At 52.5% G+C, this 26,345-nt stretch carries 26 protein-coding genes; 8 read left to right on the top strand and 18 right to left on the bottom strand.

The features are described from left to right. The first annotated feature begins 74 nt into the window (after positions 1–74). Complete coding sequence (locus tag EYZ66_RS13065; protein ID WP_009576827.1) at positions 75–827, top strand: SDR family oxidoreductase; 753 nt, start codon at positions 75–77, stop codon at positions 825–827. Between the two features lie 5 nt (positions 828–832). Further along, positions 833–1,606 carry an SDR family oxidoreductase gene (locus EYZ66_RS13060; protein ID WP_009576826.1) on the top strand — a complete coding sequence of 258 codons (774 nt, stop codon included), beginning with the start codon at positions 833–835 and terminating at the stop codon, positions 1,604–1,606. On the opposite strand, the gene EYZ66_RS13055 is transcribed toward EYZ66_RS13060, so the two are convergent. The 4 genes from EYZ66_RS13055 to EYZ66_RS13040 form a co-directional block, all read right to left on the bottom strand. Beyond that, positions 1,581–3,614, bottom strand: a complete 2,034-nt coding sequence (locus tag EYZ66_RS13055) for a DUF3604 domain-containing protein (protein ID WP_009576825.1) — start codon at positions 3,612–3,614, stop codon at positions 1,581–1,583. The two genes, EYZ66_RS13060 and EYZ66_RS13055, sit on opposite strands and share 26 nt — an antisense overlap. Before the next feature lie 63 nt (positions 3,615–3,677). After that, the gene (locus EYZ66_RS13050; protein WP_009576824.1) at positions 3,678–4,430 is read right to left on the bottom strand and encodes an SDR family oxidoreductase; all 753 of its coding nucleotides are present in this window, start codon (positions 4,428–4,430) and stop codon (positions 3,678–3,680) included. Positions 4,431–4,446: 16 nt separating this feature from the next. Beyond that, positions 4,447–5,253, bottom strand: a complete 807-nt coding sequence (locus EYZ66_RS13045; RefSeq protein ID WP_009576823.1) for an SDR family NAD(P)-dependent oxidoreductase — start codon at positions 5,251–5,253, stop codon at positions 4,447–4,449. Positions 5,254–5,269: 16 nt separating this feature from the next. Beyond that, a complete protein-coding gene (locus EYZ66_RS13040; RefSeq protein ID WP_009576822.1) occupies positions 5,270–5,878 on the bottom strand; it encodes a TetR/AcrR family transcriptional regulator in 609 nt (202 codons plus the stop codon). A 121-nt stretch (positions 5,879–5,999) separates the two neighbouring features. On the opposite strand from EYZ66_RS13040, the gene EYZ66_RS13035 reads away from it, so the two are divergent. Both EYZ66_RS13035 and EYZ66_RS13030 read left to right on the top strand, forming a co-directional pair. Then, positions 6,000–6,758, top strand: coding sequence for an SDR family NAD(P)-dependent oxidoreductase (locus EYZ66_RS13035; RefSeq protein ID WP_009576821.1), 759 nt, complete (start codon positions 6,000–6,002; stop codon positions 6,756–6,758). A 14-nt stretch (positions 6,759–6,772) separates the two neighbouring features. Then, the gene (locus tag EYZ66_RS13030) at positions 6,773–7,777 is read left to right on the top strand and encodes a Rieske 2Fe-2S domain-containing protein (protein WP_009576820.1); all 1,005 of its coding nucleotides are present in this window, start codon (positions 6,773–6,775) and stop codon (positions 7,775–7,777) included. Between the two features lie 132 nt (positions 7,778–7,909). Here EYZ66_RS13030 and EYZ66_RS13025 read toward each other — a convergent pair whose 3' ends face one another. Genes EYZ66_RS13025 through EYZ66_RS13000 form a run of 6 tightly spaced genes read right to left on the bottom strand, consistent with a single transcriptional unit; the run spans position 7,910 to position 14,024 of the window. After that, positions 7,910–8,674: an SDR family NAD(P)-dependent oxidoreductase gene (locus tag EYZ66_RS13025; RefSeq protein WP_009576819.1), complete on the bottom strand. Its 765-nt coding sequence runs from the start codon at positions 8,672–8,674 to the stop codon at positions 7,910–7,912. Between the two features lie 9 nt (positions 8,675–8,683). Next, positions 8,684–9,352: an EthD domain-containing protein gene (locus EYZ66_RS13020; protein ID WP_050793463.1), complete on the bottom strand. Its 669-nt coding sequence runs from the start codon at positions 9,350–9,352 to the stop codon at positions 8,684–8,686. After that, positions 9,353–10,456 (bottom strand): acyl-CoA dehydrogenase family protein, encoded by a 1,104-nt coding sequence (locus tag EYZ66_RS13015; RefSeq protein WP_009576817.1) that lies wholly within the window; start codon positions 10,454–10,456, stop codon positions 9,353–9,355. A 15-nt stretch (positions 10,457–10,471) separates the two neighbouring features. Next, positions 10,472–11,662 (bottom strand): acyl-CoA dehydrogenase family protein, encoded by a 1,191-nt coding sequence (locus tag EYZ66_RS13010; RefSeq protein ID WP_009576816.1) that lies wholly within the window; start codon positions 11,660–11,662, stop codon positions 10,472–10,474. After that, positions 11,659–12,342 (bottom strand): TetR/AcrR family transcriptional regulator, encoded by a 684-nt coding sequence (locus EYZ66_RS13005; protein ID WP_009576815.1) that lies wholly within the window; start codon positions 12,340–12,342, stop codon positions 11,659–11,661. Before EYZ66_RS13005 ends, EYZ66_RS13010 begins: the two co-directional genes overlap by 4 nt. Further along, positions 12,339–14,024, bottom strand: coding sequence for a class I adenylate-forming enzyme family protein (locus tag EYZ66_RS13000; RefSeq protein WP_009576814.1), 1,686 nt, complete (start codon positions 14,022–14,024; stop codon positions 12,339–12,341). The genes EYZ66_RS13005 and EYZ66_RS13000 overlap by 4 nt, the downstream gene beginning before the upstream one ends. A 218-nt stretch (positions 14,025–14,242) precedes the next feature. Here EYZ66_RS13000 and EYZ66_RS12995 point away from each other — a divergent pair, with 218 nt between their 5' ends. The 4 genes from EYZ66_RS12995 to EYZ66_RS12980 are packed head-to-tail and all read left to right on the top strand — an operon-like array spanning position 14,243 to position 17,555. Then, on the top strand, positions 14,243–15,301 hold the full coding sequence (locus EYZ66_RS12995; protein ID WP_009576813.1) for an NAD(P)H-dependent flavin oxidoreductase: 1,059 nt from the start codon (positions 14,243–14,245) through the stop codon (positions 15,299–15,301). A gap of 11 nt (positions 15,302–15,312) precedes the next feature. After that, the gene (locus EYZ66_RS12990) at positions 15,313–16,065 is read left to right on the top strand and encodes an enoyl-CoA hydratase family protein (protein ID WP_009576812.1); all 753 of its coding nucleotides are present in this window, start codon (positions 15,313–15,315) and stop codon (positions 16,063–16,065) included. Between the two features lie 11 nt (positions 16,066–16,076). Further along, on the top strand, positions 16,077–17,174 hold the full coding sequence (locus EYZ66_RS12985; protein ID WP_009576811.1) for an aromatic ring-hydroxylating dioxygenase subunit alpha: 1,098 nt from the start codon (positions 16,077–16,079) through the stop codon (positions 17,172–17,174). Between the two features lie 12 nt (positions 17,175–17,186). Continuing rightward, entirely contained in the window at positions 17,187–17,555 is a 369-nt protein-coding gene (locus tag EYZ66_RS12980) for a nuclear transport factor 2 family protein (RefSeq protein ID WP_009576810.1), read from the top strand. A gap of 48 nt (positions 17,556–17,603) precedes the next feature. Here EYZ66_RS12980 and EYZ66_RS12975 read toward each other — a convergent pair whose 3' ends face one another. From EYZ66_RS12975 to EYZ66_RS12940, 8 genes are all read right to left on the bottom strand, one after another. Beyond that, the gene (locus EYZ66_RS12975; RefSeq protein ID WP_009576809.1) at positions 17,604–18,746 is read right to left on the bottom strand and encodes a helix-turn-helix transcriptional regulator; all 1,143 of its coding nucleotides are present in this window, start codon (positions 18,744–18,746) and stop codon (positions 17,604–17,606) included. A gap of 114 nt (positions 18,747–18,860) precedes the next feature. Then, entirely contained in the window at positions 18,861–19,883 is a 1,023-nt protein-coding gene (gene dmpG / locus EYZ66_RS12970; protein ID WP_009576808.1) for a 4-hydroxy-2-oxovalerate aldolase, read from the bottom strand. Between the two features lie 9 nt (positions 19,884–19,892). Then, positions 19,893–20,783 (bottom strand): acetaldehyde dehydrogenase (acetylating), encoded by an 891-nt coding sequence (locus EYZ66_RS12965; RefSeq protein ID WP_009576807.1) that lies wholly within the window; start codon positions 20,781–20,783, stop codon positions 19,893–19,895. A 90-nt stretch (positions 20,784–20,873) separates the two neighbouring features. Next, entirely contained in the window at positions 20,874–21,683 is an 810-nt protein-coding gene (locus EYZ66_RS12960; RefSeq protein ID WP_009576806.1) for a fumarylacetoacetate hydrolase family protein, read from the bottom strand. A 4-nt stretch (positions 21,684–21,687) separates the two neighbouring features. Then, the gene (locus tag EYZ66_RS12955; RefSeq protein ID WP_009576805.1) at positions 21,688–22,521 is read right to left on the bottom strand and encodes an alpha/beta fold hydrolase; all 834 of its coding nucleotides are present in this window, start codon (positions 22,519–22,521) and stop codon (positions 21,688–21,690) included. Positions 22,522–22,528: 7 nt separating this feature from the next. Then, positions 22,529–23,656 (bottom strand): acyl-CoA dehydrogenase family protein, encoded by a 1,128-nt coding sequence (locus tag EYZ66_RS12950; protein ID WP_009576804.1) that lies wholly within the window; start codon positions 23,654–23,656, stop codon positions 22,529–22,531. Between the two features lie 100 nt (positions 23,657–23,756). Beyond that, entirely contained in the window at positions 23,757–24,665 is a 909-nt protein-coding gene (locus EYZ66_RS12945; RefSeq protein WP_009576803.1) for a VOC family protein, read from the bottom strand. Positions 24,666–24,676: 11 nt separating this feature from the next. Continuing rightward, the gene (locus EYZ66_RS12940; RefSeq protein WP_009576802.1) at positions 24,677–26,275 is read right to left on the bottom strand and encodes a FadD3 family acyl-CoA ligase; all 1,599 of its coding nucleotides are present in this window, start codon (positions 26,273–26,275) and stop codon (positions 24,677–24,679) included. Between the last annotated feature and the right edge of the window lie 70 nt (positions 26,276–26,345).

Raw genomic sequence — 26,345 nt, 5'->3', positions numbered from 1 at the left:
CTTAGTCCATCTGACTTAAGCTAAGGATATAACTTTACCGTTAGAATGTTCGCACCATTGATGGAGGGGTCAGCATGAGACTAAAAAATAAAACAGCTTTAATTACGGGTGGTTCGCGAGGCGTGGGGCGCGCGGCGGCCGAGCGTTTCATAGCTGAGGGCGCCAAGGTGTACATTACCGATGTGGTGGCTGATCGCGGCGAAGCCACGGCGGCGGAGATTGGCGCAACGTTTATTCAGCAAAACGTTGCCGAGGAGGCCGATTGGCAGCGTGTGGTGGCGACTTTGGAAGCCGATGGTGCCAATCTGAATATTTTGGTGAACAACGCGGCGATTTTGCAGTACGGTAACATCGATATGGAGTCGCTTGAAGGCTGGCGACGATTGATGTCGGTCAATAGTGATGGCGTGTTTTTGGCCATTAAGTACATGTTGCCACTGCTTGAGAAAGCCGGTGGCGGTTCGATTATTAATATGAGCTCGTCATCTGCCTTGATGGGTGTGCCCGACTTCTGTGCGTATACGGCCTCAAAGTCCGCGGTGCGCGGCTTGACCATGAGCACTGCTGTTTTGTGTAAACAGCGGGCGAATAAAGTACGCTGTAACTCGATTCACCCAGATGGTATTAACACGGATATGGTGCGCGAGATTGCGGGGCAGGCTAACAGTCATGATCCCGATCAGTATAAAAATTCAGCGCCATTTATATGCCAAGCAGAAGATGTGGCTAACGTGATTTTCTTCTTGGCCTCAGACGATTCGCGCCACGTAAACGGTATTGCGCTGAGTGTAGACAACACCTCCACTATCCACCCTCCCTATTTGTGAGTTATATGAGCCAGTTTGCCAGTAAAACAGTCATTGTGACGGGCGGTGCCGGTTATATCGGGCGCGCCATTTGCCAAGCCTTTTTGAGTCAAGGGGCGAATGTGGTGGCTTGTGGTCGTCGTGTGCCCGAGATAGCAATTGCCGTTGATGGCAAAGAAGCTCTGTTTGTGGCTGCAGACATTCGTGACCCTGAGCAGTCGCAAGCTGTGATTGATGCCGCTGTCGCCGCATTTGGCGGTGTGGACGTCTTGGTCAACAATGCTGGGGGTAGCCCTGAAGTCGAGTTTGCTACCGCCAGTCCGCGTTTAACGGATAAATTACTGGCTCTTAACTTGACTGCACCGTTGACCTTTTCACAGCAGGTGCACGCTGTGATGTCACAGCGCGAGGGTTGCAGTATCGTTAATATCGCCAGCGTGAGCGGGGTGCGTCCCTCACCTTACACGACGGTATACGGTGCGGCAAAAGCGGGTTTGCTGAGTGCAACGCGATCACTGGCGATGGAGTGGGGCCCCAAGATTCGGGTTAACGCTATCGTGGTGGGTTTGGTGCGCACCGAGGCCGCGGTAGACCATTACGGTGGTCAGGCGGGCTTCGATCGGGTGGCGAATATGTTGCCGTTAAAGCGCATGGCAGAACCTGAAGATGTGGCAAAAGCGGTGGTGTTTTTAGCCTCTGAGCAGGCGTCTTATATTTCGGGTGCTGCGTTAGAGGTTGACGGGGGTGGTGAAGTCCCCGTCTTCTTGCACCTCGCTAAAGAGCAGACTGAATCCAAATAGGTGAAGTCCACGCTCGCTCTTGGATGACGGGGCTATAAAAAGCCTCGTTTTCTGCGCTACGACAGCAGTTTTTGTAGACCTCGCCGGTAGCCCCTTGTTTTTCTCGCGCTTTGGCCGACGCGGCTAGGGATTGCTCTTCACATTGATCCGAGAACGGGTTTACGCCGGCGTCCATGCACTGCAGTGTGCTCCAGCGACACGAGGGGTTTTCGATCACTCGCGCGTAGTAGAACGCGTTCTCGTCGGCGTTATAGTTTGGATCTTCCCACACCGTGCAAAGCTCGCTGTAGCCCGTGCCCACCGCGGCGCAGGAGTCAGGGTCGACGCTCGCGCCGTTGTTGGGGTTGCCGGCGACTTCAAAGACTTGCTCATGAGTTTTGCCCTCAGCGTCGGCCCAGCCTTTGATGATTTGAATTCGCTGTAAATCATAGCCGGGGTGTGTTGCCGTGCCGGCGTCTTTTTGGGCGTACACCAAAAAGCGCGCAGGACCGTCTAGCGCCGCAGATTCAATAACACCGCCCATAGGTACACCGTTGTCATAGCCGAGTTCGGCCCGGTTAACGGCGGTACAGGCGTCTGCTGGGTAGTCACCTCCGAAGAATCGGACGATGGGACGGGTGCCCGAGGTGGCATAGGTTTCGCGGCGGCGCATGGCTTCAAAGATGGCATCGCGTGAGTTCTCTTCCGCCCACACGACAGCATGGCCGCCAGGGTTAGAGACAAAATGGTCCTGCACGTTGCGATACTCAGAATCACGACGTCCAAGGTGCCCGACGTAGCCCTTTTCTTGTGCACCGCCTGCGGTCGCACTGTGCGTATCAGTGCTACCAATAAAACCAAATTGGAAGGGGTTCTCGCCGAGCTCTGATCGCAAGGCCACACCGTCTTTCAATACATTACGAATCATATTGCGAGGTGCGAAGTTGTCTATGTCGACCAAGGCGCCGTCTTCGCTACGCATTTCACCTTCAACCGTGCCGAGCATGTGTAAGTTGTCTCCGGGGATTTGCTCAAAGTCACACAGTTCGTCGGTGGTGTCGACGCCGCGACCTGCGAGGCGATCGTAACGGCATTCTGATGCCCCTTTGTGCTGCACCAGTTCCACCAACGGTTCCATACTGCGGCGTAATCGTAGCTCTTCGGGCGACTTGGGGTCCTGAAACATCAGGCCACCCGAAAGATTGGAATTATGCGGAATAGCCAGTACGTCGCACCCCTCGGTGCCTTGAATACACTGTTCATCCAATTGCTGCCAAAGCGACAGCAGCGATTTTTGTGTTTCGTAGGTTGAAATGGGTGCCTCGGTCACCTTGCTATTACGGAAAATGACGTTGCGATGCAGGTTTTTTTGATTCACCGCGTCGGTGTATTCGTAGCCCACGAAGCTGGTGAATTCGCAATTTGCGCTGCGATCGTAGTGCCGCTCCGCTGCAGCTTGGACTTCCTGCCAGACACTGATCTGCTTAGAGTCACAGTCTTCGAATAGGCAAATGGACGAAGGGGTGGGTTCTACTGCATTCTGCCCGCCCAGACGCGTCCACCAGCTCGCTGCGATTAACTGTACCCACAAATTTTGCGAGCGCGACATCATGCACATGGGCCAGACCTTGCCGAGCAGCGTATCTGGATTTTGACAGGCTGCTACTTGCCCCAAAAACTCTCCGTGGTCTGTAAGTCCCGCAAAATCGAGAGGGCGATCGATTTGGGCGATCACGGTTTGTTCGCCATCTGCTCCGGGCACGGTAATGGGGAGGCCTTTAGCGTAGTCGTAGACTTCGTCAGGTCCGTTACGCTGGCTCGATAGGTAAGAGTCAAAGGACAAGCGGCTGTGGATGTGAAGATCACCAAAGAGTGGGCGTTTGGTGGCGCTGTATTGACTGCAGGCTTCGCGGTCCTCGGTGTACTCGCGTTTATCCGAGGCGAGTGCTGAGACGCAAAATGCCGATAGCGTCAGTGTGGCGGCAAGGTTAGTGAGGCGTTTTAGTCGCGCGAGGGATGTCTTGTTCATTCTCATGATCCTCGTAAAAAGCCACTCCCTCTCGAGAATGGCTTTGTGGTAAAGCGATATTGTTTAGTAGGCGTCTGGCCGTAACATCGCATCATGTGCGCCGTCGCAATAAATTAATGAGCCGCCAATAAAGCTTGCCGCGTCACTTAATAAAAAGTCGATGAGGTTAGCGATGTCATCGGGTTGGCCCGCGCGTTGCATTGGAATAGAGGCCAAAAATTGCTTGATAGCATCGGCGTATTGGGCACTTTCCGCTACCGCCTTAGTCATTGGGGTTTCGATATAACCCGGTGCGATGGCATTGATACCAACACCTGATCGTGCCCACTCCGGCGCCACATGCTTAACCCAGCGCGCAACCGCTTGTTTGCTGCCGGCGTAGCATGTTTGTCCGTCGCATTCGGTGGCAATTGTTCGCGCTTCGCTTTCAGAACCGTTCAGCATGGCGCTAACGAGTTCTTCGTTGGTGCACATGGGTGCGGAATTAGACGCTATCGCGACCACGCGCGCGCCCGGATTTAAGTGGTCTTTAAGTCCGTTTAGCAACTCAACGGTGCCGTAGTAGTTAATCGAGATGATCGCGGCGGTGTCGGGGAAGTGCGAAGCGACACCCGCGCAGGTAATAACACCGTCGAATGGACCCGCGGCCTGCAATGCGGCCAGTGCGTCAGCGCGTGACTCAGGGTTGCCAAGGTCAGCAATAATGTCCGCATCTTTGATGTCGACCACGGTCACTTTGTGACCATTCGCTAAGAGCTTAGCTTTGGTTGCTGCGCCAATTCCGGTGGCGCCACCTGTCATTGCATAATGTTTCATGGTGTATTCCTTATTGTTAGGGATTCATTGCCAAAGTGGTTTCGATGGCGCTACCCGGCAGTGCTGCCATACCGCCATCGATATCAATAATTTTGCCTGTGATAAAGCCGCTGGCGGGTGAAGCCAAATACAGCGCACCCAAAGCGATATCTTTGGGGTCGCCCATACGGTTTAAGGGGATCCAGCGCGTGGTCGCTTTGTGCATGGCGTCGTTTTGCTTAATAAAGTTGGTTGCTGGCGTATCTACTGCCCCGGGCGCTATGCCGTTGACGCGGATGTTTGGGGCCAATTCGTAGGCCATGACGCGTGTTAATTGGTTCACACCCGCTTTCGCGGCGGCATAAGCCGCAAAGTTGCGATCAACCATCCACGCCAAGGCTGAGCTTACGTTCACAACCGTTGCGGATTCAGCGGCCTTCAGCAAAGGAAGGCACATCTGAGTCAGCGCGTAAACCGAGGTTAAGTTGATCCCGAGAGTATGTTCAAAGCGCGATTTGGTTACCTCTGTCATAGGGCCGTAGCCCTTGCCTGGAGCGCCAGCATTATTAACAAGAATATCGAGTTTGCCGTAGCGCTCGGTTACTTGGTCGACCAAGGCCTGAAGCTGCTCTTCTTTCGTTACGTCGCAAGAGATCGCGGTTGCTTCGACGCCAAACTCACGCGCGTTAGCAGCGACTTTCTCGAGGTCGTCTTGGCTGCGAGCTACGCAAATAACATGGGCGCCCATCTCGGCGAAGGCGAGCGTAATGCCCTCGCCAATTCCTTTACCGGCGCCGGTGATCAAGGCGATCTTACCTGTTAACTTAAAGGCATCTAATATCATAGTCTTACTCGTTTCCTTATCGTGGCGCTAAAGCCTCGGCCAAAAATAAAGCGGTTTCTTGAAGCGTTTTGTCCAGCTCCTTTAGGTCGCCAGACAGCCAGTTCAGCAATCCGTATAAATAACCGCCCACTAAAATTTGTACTTGTAACTCGATCGAGAATTTCGTGTCGATATCGCCTTCGCGCCGCCCCCGCTGGACTAAGGTTGCCATGGCGTCGTTCAATATCGACATTCTCGATGTTTCTACTGTCGGGCAACCTAAATCACTCATACCCTCAATTAACAGTAACTTTGTCATGTCGGGCCGACGCTGAATATGCTGTCCAGATTGGGTCATCAGTAGCTGCAAGCGTTGTTGAGTCGAGTGCCCAGTCGCTACAGAATGCAGGATATAACTGACGAATTCTTCGTCCATACGCGTCATGAGCTCGCGTAAAACTTCCTGTTTGCCAGAGAAATAATTAAAAAAGGTTGGTTTCGAGACATTGGCCGCTTTGGCGATGGCCTCGATCGTCGTATCTTGGACGCCCAAATCCACAAATAAATGGCTGGCAACCTCAAAAATACGGCGGCGAGTGTCAAGCTTCTTGCGTTCACGCAAGGGCAGTTGGACTGCGTTTGCCATTGTGGTGTCGTCCCTTTGTACTATGATTCAAGTCTTGCAACTTAAGCAGAAAGTTATACTATGGTTAAAAATTATACCAGAGTAAAATATTTTGCGTCTTTTAGACTAATAGGAATGAAGTATGGGTCTACTCGAAAATAAAATTGGCTTAGTGACCGGCGCCGGTGGCGGCATCGGTCGTGCCATCGCTGAAGCCTTCGCGCGCGAGGGCGCGAAAGTGGTTGTCGCTGATTTTAACGCCGAGACCGCGCAAGAAACCGTTGAGTTAATCAAAGCGGCTGGCGGTGAGGCGGTCATATCTATCGCGGATGTGAGTGACGAAGACGCAGTAAAAGCTATGGTGAACACGGCTGTTACCGAGTTTGGTGGTTTGGATATCGCGTGTAATAGCGCGGCGCTGAGTCGCGGCGCCGGCCCGATTCATCAATTTGAGCGTAAAGTCTTCGACGATACCTTGACCATGTGTTTAACCAACACCTGGCTCTGCATGAAATATGAGCTTGAAGTCATGTTGGCGGCGGGTAAAGGTAGTATCGTCAATATTTCATCCAACTCGTCCTTGAAAGGTCAGCCTTTCAATACGGCCTATGCAGCCGCGAAAAGTGGCGTGAATATCCTGACCAAGAGTTCGGCAGCGGAATATGGCGCTCAGGGAATTCGCATCAATGCGGTGTCCCCTGGTGTGATTCGTACTCCCGGCGTAGAAAAATATTTCGAAGAGCAGCCCAAGATCGCAGAAGGTCTGAAACGCTCTGCGGTGATGGGTCGTATTGGCGAGCCCAATGAAATTGCCGAGGCGGTGGTGTTCTTGTGCTCGGATCGAGCCTCGTTCATTACCGGTCAGTTGTTATCCGTTGACGGCGGCGGCGCCGTTAAATAAGAAAGGAGAAAATCATGAGTGTAAGTAACGCAAAACGCACGGTCGGTATTCCGCTCCCCATGCCTTATGGCTGGTACCATGTGGCTTTTTCAAAAGACATTGGCCCTGGTGAGTCAAAACCCGTCTTCTATTTTGACCAAGATCTGGTCATTTTTAGAACAGAGTCAGGTGAGGCGAAAGTCGTTGATGCTTACTGCCCACACATGGGTGCACACCTAGGTTATGGTATCCGCGAGCAAATGGGTAAAGGCGCAAAAGTCATCGGCGACAGCATTGCCTGCCCCTTCCACGGTTGGCAGTTTAACGGTGAAGGTCAGTGCACGCACATCCCCTATGCCACCAATATGCCGCCAAAAGTGGCGCGTGGTGAGGCCGTATTGAAAGCGTGGCGTGTACGTGAAATGAACGGTTCGATCATTGTGTGGTATCACCCGCACGACATTGAGCCCTTATTTGAGCCGGAGTTGGTGCCTGAGCTTGCAGAGAATCCAGATGATTGGGCTGAGCCGATCATCCACGAGTGGGAGATTGGCACCCACATGCAAGAGATGGGGGAGAACGCTGTTGACCCTGCACACTTTATGTATGTGCATGGCACGAACGATATTCCTGACGCCGAAGAATTAAGCTTTGATGGTCATACTCGTCGCGGCTTTCTGAAAACGCGTCAGCCGACACCGCGCGGTGAAATCGAAGGTTCAATCGAGAATGAGAACATCGGTCCGGGCTTAAGTGTTGTCCGATTCAAAGGCCTGATCGAGACAATCTTGGTGGCGACGGTGAGCCCAGTCACTTCCGAGATCACCCGTGCTCATTACGCCTTTTATCAGCGCCGTGAGGATGTTGACGGCCCGATAGGCAAAATGGGCCGCGCTTTGATCGCCAACATTCACCAGCAAATGGAAGAAGACCGCGTTATTTGGGATCGTAAAAAGTATTACGAGCGACCATTGTTATGCGACGGCGACGGTCCGTTTGCGAAGTTCCGCCGCTGGTACGGTCAGTTTTTGGTCGAGTGATACCGAGTTGCCGTTCAGCCTTGGTTGGACGGCATTACGGTTAAAAAGCCACAACCCTCGCGGGCTGTGGCTTTTTTGTTGGTGCTTGATGAAGAGGTGTCAGGTCTTACGCCTCTAAATCATCAGCAGCGGTTAGCCCATGTAAGCCTGGCCGCCGTCTACGGCGATACTCTGGCCGCTGACATAACGGCTTTGGTCAGAGCAGAGCATCGCAACAAATTCACCAATATCGTCTTCGCACTCACCAATCCGGCCCATTGGAATGGTTTTTACAAACGCGGCCGCTTCTTCGGGACGGTTTTCTGTCCACCAGGCCAGAGCGGGCGATTTGGCATGGGGTAGTATACAGTTCGCTCGGATGTTGTATTGACCCCATTCGCTGGCGGCTGTGCGGGTTAGTGCGCGTATGGCTTCTTTTTCCGCTGCATATAAGCCGTAATTGGTCATGTCCCAGCGTTTTGCCGCAGAGCTTGCCATGTTGATAATAGAACCGCCGTTGGTTTTTAAGTGAGGGTAGGCCGCCTGCATCATTAACAAAGTCGCCGTTGGACCTGTGACCATCGCCCGATTGATTTCTTCAAGCTCTAACGCAATCAGTGGCTTGATGGTCGCACTCACGGCGTTGTTGACTAAAATATCCAAGCGCCCAAACGTATTCACAGTTTGCTCCACGACACCGGGCAGCTGATCAAGATTGCTAATGTCACACTCGATCGCAAGAGCTTCTTGACCGAAGCGTTCTTTGATTTGCGCAACGGTATTTTCACATTTGGACAGAGTCCGTCCGACGGCGACCACTTTGACGCCGCGTTTTGCGAGCGAAAATGCGATGCCTTGCCCTATACCTTGCCCTGCGCCGGTGATTAAAGCGACTTTTCCTGCCAATCCATCTGTCATGATGTGCTCCTAGTGTATTTTGTATTCGCTTAAGTGAATGACGTTAATCGTGTCTTGTTGAATAAATCGAGCGCAGCTTTCCATCATGCAGTCGATGTTGTGTTTAAGCTTAGCTGGGTCCCCGACGGCATCGAAAAATGCCTCGGGCGACGTGGCGGCCTCTATCGGAAAGTGCTCCTCAACCAGCGCGTCAAAGCCACTGTCTTGACCCTCTAGCGCCAGGTTTTGGAAGTAGCCAAAAGTACTTTGCGTGTCGATCGCGATTTGTGTGTGGCTGTCTCGCCAGATCGCAATGAACTCTGCGCGGCTAATGTCGCGCTTTTGTTGAAACGTGCACAGTTGCACGGTGCCCGGCGTACGTTGCCCTATTTGCCAGTCGGGTTGTAGCACCAACTGCGTCTCGAACACCGTGGCCCGAGCTCGTTCAAACAGGGACTCAAGTTCAACTTTGAGTGTGTGCGCCTCGCTCTCTTCGAGATCATCCAGGCAGACGCACGCCGTTGGTAGAGGCGCCTTAGCACATTGCTGGTATCCGGCCGCAACCGCAGAGTCCTTGTCGTCAATAAGCAGACGCACTTGAGTTGTCTCAGAGAGCCTTGGCAAGATCGGTTGAAGGGTGCTCAGCAGCGAATCCCGGGAGCACTCGGTATCAAAAATTAAGCATCGTACGCTAATCATTTACAAACCCAGCGCTGAGGCATAGCGTTGGCGATGATAAGCTGCATCCCCAAACAATTGGTTGCAGACACGTGAGCGCTTCAGATACAGCCCGACATCCAGCTCATCGGTTACCCCCATGCCGCCGTGCATTTGCACTGCTTCGTTACTGATATGCTGGTAGTAATCGTTAGCCAATGCTTTAACTTGGCTCGCGGCCTTGTGAATGTCTTTGCCGCGATCCAGTCGAGCGAAAGCACTGAAGACGGCGCTTTTTACCAGCTCCAATTGGCAATACATTTCGGCGCAGCGATGCTGAAGTGCTTGGAAAGTCGCAAGTTTAACGTCGAACTGTTCGCGATCGTTGAGGTGCTGAACGGTTCGCTCAATCAAACTTTCTGCTCCGCCAACCATCTCAGCAGCGGTTGCAACAGTCGCGATATCTAATGCTTGCTCGATCTCGGCGGTTCGATCAACACCTTCACCCAAGACATTATTCGGTAGAACGTTCGTTTGCGTAAACGTGAGGTCGCTGTATTTCCGTCCATCCATCAGCGAATAACGCTGCGCGTCAAATTCGGCCTTACTCGACTCTAACACTGCAGCTGCGAGTTTGCCCTCAGCAGTTTTTGCGATGACGATCAGGAGGTCGGCCTCGGGTAGGTCCATCACCATCGACTTGCTGCCGTTGAGCTGCCCATCAATGAGTTGTGTGTCTACTGCGGGCAGGGAGTAATGGCGACCTTCTTGTACGGCAACGGTAGCAGTCATTTCACCAGAGGTCAGTTGCGGTAACCAACGTGATTTTTGATCGTCGGTGCCCGCAAGCTGAATCAACGAGGTGGCGGCGGCGACGCTCGATACCAGTGGGCTTGCCATAATGGTTTTGCCCGTTTCCAACAGTACTGCCAGTAGGCCCATGTAGCCAAAACCCAGGCCGCCATCGTCTTCAGGCAGAGCGACAGCGGGCAATCCCAATTCGACCAACTGATTCCAAAGTTCAAGGTTGTAAGACGGGCCACTCGCATTAGCTCTTACTGCGCGTAAGTCCGCAACCGGCGCGTGCTCTTGTACAAATGCTCGGACGGTGTCCTGCAACATGCTTTGTTCTTCATTAAAAATCATCTGAATAGCTTCCTGTTAAGACGCCATGCCTAACGCACGTTTAGCAATAATATTAAGTTGAATTTCTGAGGTGCCACCGGCAATGGTGTGCGCTTTATCAAAAGCCCAATTGCGAGTTACTGTGTGCTCGGTGTGGCTCGATGCCGCAGATTCCCAACTCAAAGACTTGTTGCCCAGTATTTCCAGTAAGAGCTCATCTTTGCGCTGCAACTGTTTCGTGCCGATGTGTTTAAGTAATAGCGGCAAACGAGGGTCGCTTTGTTTGGCCTTGTGCTGGTAGAACATGCGTTCGTTTAACTGGGCAAATGCCTGCATTTCCATATCTAAAGCCGCGATCTTGGTACGCACTTCGGGGTTGTTCAGCGCGCCTTTCGCATCCGCTCCGAGCGTTTGTTTGGCAAGATCGACTAAGCTGAATTCTTCCTTCTCGGTCATCGATTCCATCGACGACATCATGGCGCGCTCATGTTTCAGCAGCTCCTTGGCGACGTCCCACCCTTTGTTTAATTCACCGACCAGGTTGGCTTTGGGTACTTTGACGTTGTCGAAAAAGGTTTGGCAGAATTCCGATTCGCCGCTGATGAGTTCGATAGGGCTGACCGAGACGCCTTCGCTCTCCATGTCGATCAGCAAGAAGCTAATGCCTTGCTGCTTGGGAGCATCCGGGTTAGTTCGCACCAAACAGAAAATCCAGTCGGCTTTGTGGGCGTTGGTGGTCCAAATCTTGGTGCCGTTGACCAAGAAATGATCGCCACAATCTTCTGCCTTCGTTTTGAGACTCGCCAAATCGGAGCCTGCCGAGGGTTCTGAATAACCCTGCGCCCAGCGAATTTCACCGCGCACGATTTTGGGAATATGCTCGAGCTTCTGCTCTTCGGTGCCAAAGGCTAATAATGCGGGACCAAACATCCAAATGCCGATTTCGTAGAGCGCGGGGCGACAGCCCAGTCGCGCCATTTCTTGCTGCAGTATTTTTGCTTCGTCTGGGCTGAGACCGCCACCACCGTATTCTTTTGGCCAAGTCGGTGCTGTCCAACCGCGGTCAGCCATAGCTTCAAACCACTTTTGTGCATCGGCTGATGGGAACTCGCGCTTGCGCCCCCCCCAAATCTGTTCGTCTTTGACAATGGGTTGTCGCTGCGACTCGGGGCAGTTGTCCAAGAGCCAGGCGCGTGTTTCTTCGCGGAAGGTATTTAGGTCGCTCATTTGAGCCCTCCTGTTGTGTGGTAATCGCCAGTGTCTGAACCTTTGTCGGATACTAGCTGCAGTAGTTCGTCTTTTAGGCGTTTGATATGGATGGTTTCGTAAGGTGCCGATGGTTCCATAATTCGGTCTAAGGCAAAGCCGGCCAAAAACCGATGCACAAATCGGAAGCATTCTTTTAATCGTTGGCTTGGTATGGCGTAATCGGCAAACATGGAAGCCATAATTTGGATGTGTTTTTCTTGCTCTTCGCTAATGGAAAAGGCGCTGAGCGATGGTCCGATAGCACTCATTCGCGAGGCTCGCATAATCTCCGAAAAAGCAAAATATAGGTCACTGCGATAGTGCTCCCAGACGGCGTCAACAAAGTGATCGATGCGCTGACTTAAAGGTCCTTTGGCCAGTTGTGCTGACTGAAGCTGGTCTAGATACACCTGCTGTGACCGCTCTATGATGGCCAAAAGAATGTCGTCTTTCGTGCCAAAGTGATGCTGAACCGCCCCCCAAGTAATACCTGCTCTGCGGGCGATTTGACCAGAGGTGGCGCCCGAAAATCCAGACTCGTTGATGAGTTCAACAACGGCTTGAAGGATGCGCTCTCGGGTCGCAAGCGCCTTGCGAGCTTGGTGGCCCAAGCTCGTTTCGTGCGCGGGTTTGCTGACTGTTAGGGCGGCGACACTCATGCAAAGTAGGTGCGTTTGATTTGTGCTTTGATGAGCTTTTCAGTGGCTGTTCGCGGCATAGGCTCGGTGGTGAATACAACCTGCACCGGTACCTTGAAAGCGGCTAAGTGCTCTTTGCAGTAGCGAATAACATCGGCTTCGGTGATGTGATCATGGCCCTCTTTGAAGCGAACCACCGCTGCAGGTTCTTCCCCAAAGCGGTCGCTGTCAATGGCCACAACGGCTGCTTCTGCACAGCCCGGGAATTGGATCAGGCAGTTCTCGACTTCGACGGGATAGATGTTTTCGCCGCCGCGAATGATCATGTCTTTCACGCGATCGCAGATGTACAGCAGGCCGTCTTCGTTGAAGTAGCCGACATCACCTGTTTTGAACCAACCTTGTTCAAAATCGCTGCCGTCTTTGGCGCCACTGTAATAACGATGGATGCAGGCGGCTGACTTGATCCAGATCTCGCCAGGCTCACCATCGGCTACTTCAGCGCCATCCTCATCGCAAAATTTAAAATCGATAATGGGGCTCGGGAAGCCGCTAGCGCCGGGTCGAGCGTTAGCCATATAGCCCGTGAACGCAGCGCCACTGCCGCCCGTTTCGGTCAGGCCCCATCCAGCCCCCGGCATTGCCGAGGCTGTTTTACTGCTGTACAGCTCGCTCAGTTTGCTGGGTGTGGCGCCGCCGCCAGCGCTAATGTTGGAGATATTTGAGGTGTCGGCGTCTTGAAAGTCGTCGTGGGTCAGCAGGTCAAGCAGCATCGCTGAAGCACCCATTAATACCGTGATACCTTCTTCTTTGACAATGCGGGCCGCTTCTTTGGGGTCCCACTTGTACATCATGTACAGTCCACGTCCATGCCGCAGGCTAATGAGCGACTGCGAGAATAAGCCGCTGATATGAAATAGTGGCACGGAAAATAAGGTTTTGGGGTGCATGGGGTTGGCCAGCAGGGCGTTCATGGTGTCGGTATTGGTCATGTAGGTTGCCGCACCAATAAATTCTACGTTCATCAATGATTGGGCACAGTTCATCTGACTGAACATGGCGCCTTTTGGGCGTCCCGAAGTGCCCGACGTGAATAACAAGATGGCCGGATCATCGGGTTCAACGTCTACAACTTGAAAGTCCTCGACATTGGCTGACTCGACCAGTGGCCAGAACAGTTCGCTGGTGTCATCTTTGGCGTCGGGTTCAACGACTACAGCCTGTAAGTTATTACCAGCGCTGCGAATAAATCGTAGGCGGTCGGCATCACAAACGACGAGTTTGGCACCGCCATCCGTTAGGCCTTGTTGCAGCTCTTCCGAACGCCCCCAGCTATTGAGTGGCACGGCTACTGCGCCTAAATTAATAATGGCGACAAAGGCCATAAGCCATTCTGGGCGGTTGCGCATAGCAATAGCGACATGGTCGCCTTTGCCGATGCCGTAATCTCTTTTCAGCGCTACCGCAAAGCGATCGGATGCAGCGAAAAAGTCGGCGAAAGAGTAATCCTCGCCCATGTATTGCAGATACAGCTTTTCGCCATGCTGGCGCCCGGGCGCAATCACACTGGCCAATGATTTTTCTGCGTTTTTATAGGCTTTATAGCTAATGCCGTCGATTATGTGCTCGACAACTTCAAACGGCGCTCCAGGTCCTGTGAGTTGCGCTACGGCGGTGTGGTGTGGTGCACTAAATTCCGTCATGTCGTTAACCTTCTGGGTTTGATGTGCTGTTATTGTGGGTGTTTAACACTGGCATGAAGTATTCTGGATAAAACATTGCGGGGCAAATGTTTTGACGGTCTAGGTATCGTCCACTTGCATTACGTCCAAACCTATACAAGCAGTGTGGAAACACGCTCTAATTCAGACCTCGTAATGATGGTCTGCGAAAAGCGCCAGATCACTGCCTAGGTGAAAGTATGAAAACTGCGTTAACAGAGCGCTTGGGGTGTCAGTACCCCATTGTACAAACAGCGATGGGTTGGGTGGCAGATCCAGCCTTGGTCGCCGCTACTGCAAATGCGGGCGGCTTTGGCTTTTTAGCGGGCGCCGTGATGACCCTAGAGGAAATCGAGGCGGGCATCCTTGAAATCAAACGCTTGACCGACAAACCGTTTGGCGTGAATTTCCACATGTACGTGCCTCACGCAGAACAGATCATCGATTTGTGTATCGAGCACAAGGTGCGCGCTGTCAGTTACAGCCGCTCGCCTTCCTCTGCGGCGGTAAAGCGTCTTAAAGATGCCGGTGTGTTGTGCATGCCCACCGTTGGCGCTTTAAAGCACGCGGTCAAAGCGGTGGAGTTCGGTGCGGATATTGTTGTTGTGCAAGGCGGCGAAGGTGGCGGTCATACTGGCTCAGTGGCAACCTCTATTTTGTTAAAGCAGGTATGCCAGGCGGTTGATGTGCCGGTCGTTGCTGCGGGTGGTTTTAGTCGCGGTAGTGATCTCATTGCCGCTCTCGCGCAGGGCGCTTGTGGTATTGCCATGGGAACTCGGTTTTTACTGACCCAAGAATCGCCCGTACCGGAGGTGACCAAGGCTGAATATTTAAAAGCGCCACCCGAGCAAATCATCACCAGCACCAAGCTCGACGGCCTACCTCAACGTATGATCTTAAACCCTTTGCTTGCGCGACTCGAAAAGGCGTCGGGATTGCAGATGCTACTGCTTGCCATCAAAAATGGCTTGGCGTTTACCAAACTGACTGGGGTCTCGCTGTTTGGAATGTTGCGTTCCGCGATCGCCATGCAAAAAAACACAGATTTAACCTTGGGGCAAACCATGATGGCGGCTAACGCACCCATGATGATTCAAGAAGCCATGGTTAAAGGCCATCCGCAAGACGGTATATTGCCCAGCGGTCAAGTCGCCGGCCTCATTGATGAACTGCCAACAGTGCAGGCTTTAATAGAACGCTTAATGACTGAGGCAGATCAAACTTTAACGCGTTTAAATGCCTTAAACTCGCCAGAATAAAAGGAATACCTATGGCTTTTGGAGTAACAATAGAGAACGGCATTGCGGAGCTGGTGTTCGATAAACCACCCGTGAACGCCTTTAATTCGGCTGAGTGGGCGAGTATTGCCGCCGAGATAAAGGCGTTAGGTACTAACGACGAGGTCTCAGTGATTGTTATTCGCTCGGAAGGCCGAGGCTTTTGCGCAGGCGTTGATATCAAAGAGCTGGACGCCGACTCGCGTAAAATCGTACCGGTCAACAAAGGTAACTACGACACCTTCGAGTCTATTCATTTAAACCCTAAACCCGTTATTGTCGCGCTTCATGGCTTTGTCTTGGGTGGCGGCATTGGTATTGCTGGCGCAGCCGACATTATTGTTGCGTCTGAGTGCGCGCGGTTTGGGGTGCCTGAAGTGGATCGAGGGGCGATGGGCGGTGGTGCTCACCTGCAGCGCATGTTCCCAGTCCAGAAGGTTCGCTACATGTACTTCACTGGGCAGTTTATTGACGCGCAAGAGGCTTATCGACTCGGTGCTGTCGAACGGGTAGTGGCGCACTCGGCGCTGCGCGCTACGGCAATGGAAATAGCCGGTCAAATTGCGGCGAAAAGCTCAATTATGATCCAACTCGCCAAAGAAGCTCTGACCGGTATTGAAGATGGTAGTTTAGAAGCCAAGTATCGTTGGGAACAAGGTTTTACCCTTGAGGCCTATACGCATGACGATTCAAATGAGGCGCGTGCAGCCTTCGTTGAAAAGCGCGACGCGAAGTTCGAAGAATAAGGAGAGATCAAATGGCAAAAGCAGCGGATTACGGACTCGGTCCCAAAACTTTCCCGACAGGTTGGTTTATCGTCGCCGAGAGTTCAGAACTCGATAAAGGGCCTATGGCGATTCGATTCTTCGGACGAGATCTGGCCTTATATCGTGGGGAATCAGGTAACCCAGTGGTTTTGGATGCATACTGCAAGCACATGGGTACTCATTTAACCGCCAGCGATTCGGCAATGATCGTCAAGAACGGTCTGCAAATTGAAGGGGATTCGATCCGGTGCCCTTACCACGGCTGGCGTTATAACTCTGCTGGTGACGTAGATGACATTCCTTACCACGACGGTCCTTGCCCTAAGTCGGCGTCTATTCGCTCTTACCCCGTGGTCGACAACATGGGCTGTATTATGGTCTGGTTTGATGAAGACGGAGCAGAGCCCTCTTATGACGCACCTTTCTTGAAAGAGTGGGACAACCCACAGTGGATTCGCTGGCAGTTAGATCACCTGGGTGAGCTGGATATTCACCCACAAGAAGTCTTGGACAACATGTCCGACATGCGCCATTTGGGGCCAACTCATGGAGCGCCATGTCAGTATTTTGAGAATGAAGCAAAAGGGCACATTTATATTCAGCGCCAGGGTGGGCCTATGCAGCTCTACGGTGGCGTGATGCTGTATACCACGACTTGGTACACAGGGCCTGGCATCTTGCTGTCAAAACAAGTCTGGGGTGACACCGTTCAATACGAGCTCATTGCAAATACCCCAGTCGACGATGGCCGAATTAAGGCATGGCATGCGTGTTTAGTCAAAGCATCCTCAAGTCAGCCTACGGCGGAAGATATTGAGATTGCGAAGCAAACTCAAGCTGGTGCCCTGGAAGCTTTTGCGACTGATTTCCAGATTTGGCGCTATAAACAGCCTGCGATTAAACCTATGGCGCTGAAGACCGATGGGCCGTTCAAAATTGGCCGTAAGTGGTATTCGCAGTTCTATGTCGATGCTGAGACGGCAGCAACGATTCAGCAAGAACTGAACGGGTTCCATCAGATTCCTGGCGTTACTCTACCCGCTGAGGCCAATCACGCGATTGATGACGGCCTTCCATTCATGGACTAAGGAGCACGATTAATGGATTACGCAAAAGCCGCAGCAGCAGTACAGCAGTATATGGACGGTCTGACCGGCGAAGACGTCAGCGTTATTGTTGATTTGTACGCTGACGATGCCCAAATTGAAGACCCAATCGGTAGCGATATCGTTTCGGGGCGCGAAGCCATAACGCAGTTTTACGGTGGTGTGCTGGCAAACATCAAGGGCGCAGAGTTATCGGGTCCGATTCGTGTGGCTGCCAATGAGGTCGCGTTCCCCTTCCAAATTACGATAGGGGCTGGCGATGCACCGATGTACATGGATATCATTGACGTTTTTAAATTTAACGACGAAGGCAAAGTGGTTCTAATGCGCGCATTCTGGGGTCCAGAAAATACGCGAAGCTAAAGTCTTGGGGAATTGTCAAAGCCCACTTTCTGTGGGCTTTTTTGTGTCTTAAGAGAAGGTGACCAGACTTTTTAAGATCAGGCTGACCAGCATGGATTGTTGTGACACACCGGTCTTGGCAAAAATTGAGCGTAGCTGCGCCCTGGCCGTGTTGCGTGCAATCCCCAAATCACCCGCAGCCTGGTCTAGGTTGGCACCTTCCGCCAAATGCTTGGCAAGCATGGCTTCGGCCCGCGTTAGACCGTAAAGCGACATGAGCAAACGAATATCGATGTCGTAGCGCTTTTCCGGACCGTTAATAAATACGATCATATGCGGCGTGTGCCCAGGTTCTACGGTCTTATCGATCATCATCGGTTTGATTAGGATTTCGAGATCGGCTTTACCCGAGGGGCGATCTACGGAGAGAGCGTTCACCGGCGCCGGGGCTTGGGCCCGTTGCGCTTGCACAACTTCCTCAATGTAGCCGTTTAACTTGGTTCTGGCGGCTTGGCTGTCGAGGTGAATGTGGTCGTTCACGATGTGAATGCCGTCTTTCTCGCGGATCAGTTCATCCGCTACGGCATTGCGGGTGATGACTTTGCCTCGCTCATCCAGCGTAATAATGCCGATCGACTGTTTGGAGATGGTTTTAGAATAAAGCTTGCGCTCATTGTCTAATTGAATCAGCTGCATGCCGTTGGCAACGGCGCGTTGAATGTGAGGTGATAATAGCGTTAAAAACTCGCGTTCCTCGGGACCAAAATTATCCGCGGATTTAGGTCGCGCAAATCGCACGCTAAAGCGTTGGCCGTTGGCGTTACGCAGATCCATGCCAATCATGTGGTATATGTCGAGCGGTACCATGCAAAAGCGGTAAAGCTCGGTTTCTTCGAGCGAGCTGTAGGGGTAGCACTCGTTCAAGGTGATCACCTGCCCCCACGGCAAGTTGGTCATCAGGTTGGCGGTATAGTAACGGTCGGTATAGGGGTTGGTGTGATCGTCGATTAAGGTTTTTTGGAGCTTATCGCACGACACAAAGAGTAAACCGCCATCGTCGCCGGTAGGTTCGCGCATGGTAATAGACGCAAAGGTTGCGTCGATGGTTTGCCGCACACCATAAAGGAAATTGTTATACGGATCTTCCTCGATATGGCCGTCGTACAGGCAACCGATCAGTTTCGAAAACGCTTCGATGTCAGGCGTATTCATTGGTGTTATAAACCCTCGATTCACGGGTGACCACGAGCATCATTAGACACTATTTTTCGCGAGCGCCCAAGAAATATCGAACGCCAGTGAGGCTAGCGCTCGATGCAAAGTCGCTTAGCCGCGTTGTCTGGCCATTTCCATGGCGATGTCTTCGATCAAATCTTCTTGACCGCCAACGGTTTTACGATTGGCCATTTCTAGAAGAATTTCATGTGAGGGTACGCCATATTTTGCCTGTGCGCGTTTGGCGAACAGCAAGAACGACGAATAGGCGCCGGCGTAACCGAGCACGAGTGAGTCACGGCTTAAGCGTACGGGTTCATCCATAATGGGTAATACATGATCTTCTGCTGCATCCATGAGCTTGAAGATATCGATACCGGTTTCTGCGCCCATGCGGTCCAACACGGCCGCCATCGCTTCCAATGGTGTGTTGCCGGCGCCGGCGCCTAAGCCGGCGGCAGAACCGTCGATCCGGTTGGCGCCCGCCTCGATCGCAGCCAATGAGTTAGCGACCCCCATTGCCATGTTGTGGTGGCCGTGAAAGCCGATCTCGGTTTCGGGTGCGAGCTCTGCACGCAGCAGTGCAATGCGCTCGGTCACGTCATCGGGCAACATGTAGCCCGCAGAGTCAGTGCAGTAGATGCAGTTGGCGCCGTAAGACTCCATGAGTTTTGCTTGCTCTAAAATTTCTTCGGGTGAAATCATGTGAGCCATCATCAAAAAACCCACGGTATCTAAACCCATGTCGCGGCCGAGATTGATATGCTGGCGCGAGACGTTAGCCTCGGTACAGTGTGTCGCGACGCGAATGGTCGAAATACCACAATCCGCTGCCATACGCAGGTGATCTACCGTACCAATTCCTGGTAGTAACAGAGCGGACACTTTGCTGGTACTGACCGCATTCACAACGGCGGTGATGTACTCTTGATCGGTGTGAGCAGGGAAGCCGTAGTTAACGGATGCGCCCCCTAGACCGTCTCCGTGAGTTACCTCGATTAGGGGGACCTTGGCTGCGTCCAAGGCTTTAGCGATATCGACCATTTGATCGACTGAAATTTGATGGCGCTGCGGGTGCATGCCGTCGCGCAATGACATGTCGTGAAGCGTAACCTTACGTCCTTGAATATTCATACTCACCTCTTATCCTGCAGCCAGTTTGCGGCGTGCAATCATTTCTGCCGTTTTTAGGCCAGCCGCCGTCATAATATCTAGGTTGCCCGCGTACTTAGGCAAGAAATCCCCCAAGCCTTCGACCTCGACTGTGATCGTAACGCGATTGCCATCGATGATTGGGTCGTTCAGCAGGCGATAGCCGGGAACATAGGTTTGAACTTCTTTAATCATATCTTTCACCGAAGCGGTAATGGCTTCGGCATCTGCTGGCTCTTTCGTTAAGCAATGCACGGTGTCACGCATGATGAGCGGTGGTTCGGCGGGGTTGATAATAATAATCGCTTTGCCTTCGTCTGCGCCGCCAACTTGGGCGATCGCTGCTGAGGTGGTGCGGGTAAACTCATCGATGTTATCGCGCGTGCCCATACCCACAGATTTCGAGGCAACAGTTGCGACAATTTCTGCGTAGCTTACAGGCTGCACACGGCTAACAGAGGCAACTAATGGGATGGTTGCTTGCCCGCCGCACGTGACCATGTTCACGTTGTCTTTGGGGGTGTCGGCCATAATTGCATCGAGGTTTACCGGTGGGACACAGTAGGGGCCAATTGCGGCCGGTGTCAGGTCGATCATCATGACGCCCAGCTTGTTTAACTTGCGCGAGTTTTCGGCGTGAACATAGGCGGAGGTCGCGTCAAACGCGAAGTCTACGGGTGCTTCGTTAAACGCCGCTACCAGTCCGTCGACGCCATCGGTACTCACGCGTAAACCGTATTCGCGTGCACGCTTGATGCCTGCAGATTCTTCAATACCCACCATCCAAACGGGCTCGATCACATCGCTGCGCAGGCACTTCATTAACAAGTCGGTGCCTATATTGCCAGGGCCGATAATGGCGGCCTTGAATTTTTTGGTCATAGTCAGTTTCCCTTTTTGCGTCGCGTTAAACGGATTCACGCGTGTTAACGACAGGTGACGCTTTCCCTAATAGTTAGATCGAGTTTCGTCTTAATCGCCAAACTGGCAGCTGACGGTGCTCGGTTCGATGCCGTCGCCGGTCATAGTCATCTCAAACGTATCGCCCGATGCGGCGCTCTCAAGCGGTACTAGTGATCCGGATAAGATGGCTTCGCCAGCCTTTAAGACAATGCCGAATTCACCAAGCGTATTTGCCAGCCACGCCACAGCAGTTAGCGGGTTGCCCTGTACTGCGGAGCCTTCGCCCTCGCTCAAAAACTCGCCGTTCTTGGTCACAACGACTTTTAGCTTATCCAGTGCCACACCCGTGGGGTCGATTTTGTCTTTACCAAGCACGTACACACCGCATGAGGCGTTGTCGGCGACCGTATCTTGAATTTTGATTTGCCAGTTGTGAATGCGAGAGTCTACGATTTCAAAGCACGGCGTGATGTAGTCGGTCGCGGCAAGTACCTGCTCCTCTGTGACGCCAGGCCCCTGAAGATCCTGTTTTAGAACAAAGGCAATTTCGCCTTCAGCTCGAGGCTGAATTAGATTACCTTTAACGGGGATGGTCGCGCCGTCATCGTAAGCCATAGCGTCGGTTAAAAACCCGAAGTCAGGCTGAAATACGCCCAACATGTTTTGTACAGCGGCCGAAGTGACACCGATCTTTTTGCCAGTGATCGTTTCGCCGTCATCCTCGAGTCGCGGTTGCAGCATCGCTTGCGATATGTAATAGGCGTCTTCAATCTCGATATTGTCGAACCGATCGGTGAAGGGTTCAATCGTATATTCGCCCCGCAAGGCTTGATAGAGCTCTAAGCCCAAGGCTTCTCGCTGTTGTTCGCTAAGTGCCATAGTTTTACTCGTGAGTTAAAAAATCGATGCAAGTGCGATTAAAGAACTCGGCGTATTCAACCATCACCCAGTGCCCGCAATTATTCAGCAGGTGGGCTTGCACGTTGGGGCAGTTGTCCAAGATCGTTTGCGTGCCGGTGGCTGGGCAAAATTTGTCGTCTGTACCCCAAAATACCGCCACCGGGCAGTCGATTTTATGCAACTGGTCGGTTACGTTAGGAATAGCCATAGTGGCGAGCACATGCGGATTTTGAATTTGCAGAGTCTCCCAGCGCTCTTGCACGAGTTCGTCGGTGACATGCTTGGGGTCATGAACGAGCAACGTCAGCAGCTCGGCCAACACATCACGAGTGAACTCTGGTGATCCCATCGGGAACTTCACCATTTCTTGAATGCCAACGCACTGAAAATAGGTCTCTCTTTCTTCAATGCCACCGGGCGCCATCAAGATGAGTTTTTCGACGCGTTGGGGGTGAGCTAAGGCCATTCCCAGAGAGACGGCCCCACCTAAAGAATTACCCACCAAGGTGATTTTGTCGATGTTTAGGCCATCGAGTAAACCCACGAGGTTTTCGACGAAAAAATCAAGGGTGTGATCGACATCGGTTGGTTTGGAGGTGAGTCCGTATCCCGGTTGGTCAAATACGATGCATCTAAAACCTGCTTCTTGGAAGGCAGCAACGTTGAATTTGAAGTTGCTCCAACCACTTGCGCCTGGCCCGCTACCGTGAACAAAAACGACAACACCCCGCTCGGTATTTTGAGCAGGGTGATCGGTGTAGTGAATGGTGACGCGGCTAGAAACTTCTAGGTAGCGCCCCGATACTGTGTTGGTCATAGAATTCCTAAATAAAGATATCCGTGTTTTCCATGCCCAGCTGCGTGCTGCCTAGGTTGCGCGCAAATGGCGTTGGGTTATTGGCCACGTGGCAGCGCGCGATATGGATGTCATGCCACAGCTCCATCATGGGGTGGCCGTTGAAGACCGAACGGCCTCCCGCTGCATCGTACAGCAAGTCCATGGCTTCAATAGCTTTTGGAATCACAAGGCTGGCTTGGTAGCGATACAGGATGCGGTCGTCGATGCTTGGTTTCCAGTTGGCCGCTTCCATTTTGTCGAAGTTGCTGAACAGCACCGCTTCAAGTTCAGAGATAATATTCTTCACTTTCGCAACACGCTCTTGAATTTCGACGTCGGCGGCGAATTTGGTCATGTCGGTGGTGGTTTTAAAACCGCCTGAGCGCGTTTCGATGAAGATCTTCAGTGCCTTTTTCAGAGCGCCGATCGCGGGAGTATTGACCACTCGAACAAAGCCTTGCGCCCAAGACAAATCATAAATGGCACTGTCTTGTTCATGTATGCAGTTAAAACCATCGTCGCGCTTGTGGCTCATATGATCGGGCACGAAGATCGGCTCTTCTATGACCACATCGTTAGAGCCCGTCGCTTGCAAGCCCATCACATTCCAGGTGTCTTCGATAACGTACTGCGTGCGAGGAATTAGGAAGGTGCGATAGCCCTCGTTTGCGACGATGCCGCCTAACAGTGCCCACGTGCAGTGCTCAGAGCCAGAGCTCCAACCCCAGCGACCCGACACCATGCAGCCGCCTTCCACTTGCTCGACTTTTGCACCTACGGGATTATAAGAGCTGCTCACGAGAGTATTTGGATCTTCGCCGTACACCGTCTCTTGTGCTTTGTGATCCATCATCGCAATTTGGTAGGCGTGAATGGCAATAATGCCGCTGGCCCAGGCATGGCTCATGTCCGCCTCGGCAATACGGATTTGCTCTCGGAAAAATTCTTGCGGACGGCACTCTAAGCCTCCCCACTTTTTGGGCAAAAACATCTTAAAAAAGCCGCAGTCTTTTAATGCTTGCACGACTTCGTGTGACATTACGCGGTTTTTACGAGCCTCGGGCGCTTTGGCTTCGATCAAGGCGATCGTAGAATCTGGTACTAAATAGGTCATTGTGTTCTCCTCGCTGGGGTATGCCTTGTGCATGAACTGATGTTGGCAAAGTTGCCTGCCTGGTGCATACCCCGAATGAATTAACTGGTTTTAGCCTGGACTAGTCCTCATGGCCTACGCTGAAATCGTGGCCCCAAAAACTGGCAACAGTGCTTTGGAATACAGGGTAGTTGTCCCAGTCGTCTACGGTGCGGCCTTCGGCGCCGTATTCGATATCAAAGCCCGCTGGGCTGCGCATGTAAAACGACACCATGTGGTCGTTAGCGTGCCGTCCCAAAGTGCCCGTTAGCTTAACGCCAGCGGCGATGCGTCGATCGTTGCCAAGGCCAACTTCATCGACGTTGGGTACCTCGACCATGACGTGGACGCAGCCTGCGGGCAAGGGCATTTCGAATAAGCCTAGGCTGTGGTGTCGCTCATTGCAGTGCATAAACCACAGGCGTTTTTCGGGTTCTGCCGGATCTGGCGTAAACTTGATTTTCATCAAATCGGACAGGCCAAAGCCTAAAACCTCGGTGAAGAATGATGAGGTTTCATCAAAGTTGGGTGCGGGCAGTACGACATGTCCAAGGCCCTGAGATCCAGTCACAAAGTGGCTAACGCCCGCGGGCGAATTTAAGCGTTTGAAATCAGAAATTACGCCGTAGAACACTTCGTGTCGTGTACCCGAGGGGTCTGTGAAGCTCAACAGTTGCGTGACGCGGCGCTCGGCGATATGGTCGGCATCTGCCCATGTGACAGCGACACCTGCAGCCGTGAGAGCATCGGCAACTTCTCGCAGACCCGCCTCGCTGTTGGTTTCCCAGCCGCAAAAAGCAAATTGATCGGTATCACTTTTATTCACGATCAGGCGGTATGGGTGGTCATCCATTTTGAACAACGCGGTGTTTTCGTTGCACGACAAATGCGCGCTGACATCTTCCAGTCCCATGACGTCACAAGCAAAGGTTCGCCATTGCGATAGATCCGTAGAATTGACTCCGATGTAACCCAAGCTCTTAATGGCCATTATGCCTCTCCTTATTTGAACTTCCCAGCCAACGCCTCTTGGCGCAGAGTGGGTTTGAGTACTTTACCTGATGCGTTCAGTGGCAGCGCATCGACGACGATGACTTTTCTCGGGGCTTTGTAATTCGCCATGTTATTTCGCGCCCAAGCGCCAATGTCTTCTGCGTTAGCTGATGCGTTTTGCCTCAAGGTCACGAACGCCCAGCCAACTTCTCCCATGCGTTCATCAGGATAGCCAATAACAGCGGCTTGCACGACGTCCGCATGGCGTAAGAGGGTCGATTCAATTTCGGCGGGGTAGCAGTTGAAGCCACCGCTAATGTACATATCTTTTAAGCGATCGGTAATCGTCAGGTTGCCCTCTTCGTCCATTCGGCCTACATCGCCGGTGTGGAGCCAGCCCTCTGCGTCGATGGTCTCTGCGGTAGCCTCTGGGTTGTCCAAATAGCCCTGCATGACATTAAAGCCTCGAATCACGATTTCACCTTGCTCACCCACTGCGACCTCGTTGCCTTGTTCGTCAATGCAGCGTACTTCGACGGCGGGAATGGCGCGCCCCGATGTTTTCGCGATGGTATCCGGTGCATCACCCTGTCGACACATGGTCGCCAAGCCGCAGCTCTCGGACAAGCCATAGGCGGTAATAATAGTGGAAATTTTTAACTCATCACGCATGGCAATGATGAGCTCGGTGGGAATTACCGCCGCGCCTGTTGTGCATTTTGTCAGGCTTGCAAGTGAGTACTTGCTGCGATTGGGGTGGGCTAAAATTGATTGAAATATCGTCGGTGGTCCTGGCATGACAGTGATATTTTCGTTGTCGATGCGCTCTAGGATTTTGTCCACATCGAATACGGCCTCGGGTAATACCGTGCAACCTCGACTAAGACAAGCCAGCAGGCCTGCTTTAAAGCCAAAGCTGTGAAAAAAGGGATTAATAATGAGATACCGATCGGTATCGTCGAGTCCGAGGATTTCAGAAAACGTCGCAAAAGCCTGAACGTTTTGTTGGTGACCACAGAGCACGCCCTTGGCGCGACCGGTGGTGCCTGACGTGAACATGATGTCGGAAATCGCCTCACCGGATATCGACAGCGCTTCTTGCTCGATGGCTTCCTTGCCGTGCTCGGCGATCCATGCGCGTCCTGTGTTTTGCAGTTCATCCCAATGTTGGGTGGCTGACGGTTCTGCTTCGCCTCGTAATTGAACGCGGTGTTTCAGGTGCGGCAGCGCTAGGTTGGCGATCATTCCCAGATAATCATTGCCTAAGAATTGCCCCATGACAAACAGTGTCGACGCCTGGCTGTCGTTTAAAATAGCCGCCGCTTCCTCACCTTTGTATCGCGTATTGAGCGTTACGATTTGACCGCCCGCAAAATGCGTCCCGAACGCTGCAATGACCCACTCAGAAATGTTGGGCGCCCATATCGCGGCTCGGTCGCCAGGTTTAAACCCGAGCTGTTTCAGGCCTGCGGCGGTTTCAATGCAGGCTTGCTTGAATTCCGAGAAGCTAAGTTGTGTGCCGTTTTCTTCTATGAACGGACGGTCTTGATAAAGCTCGGCGGCTCGATAAATAAGCTCGATAGTGGTGCTTGGTGAGGAGTTTGGCACTGAAATAGATTCCAAGTTTCTAGAACGCAGACCCTAATGTAGTCCTCAGGTATTGTCATAGTCTACATGG

Source organism: Aequoribacter fuscus, from assembly GCF_009910365.1.
Classification (GTDB): domain Bacteria; phylum Pseudomonadota; class Gammaproteobacteria; order Pseudomonadales; family Halieaceae; genus Aequoribacter; species Aequoribacter fuscus.
The sequence above is the reverse complement of the archived record's forward strand: the minus strand, read 5'-3'. Positions and strand labels throughout refer to the sequence as shown.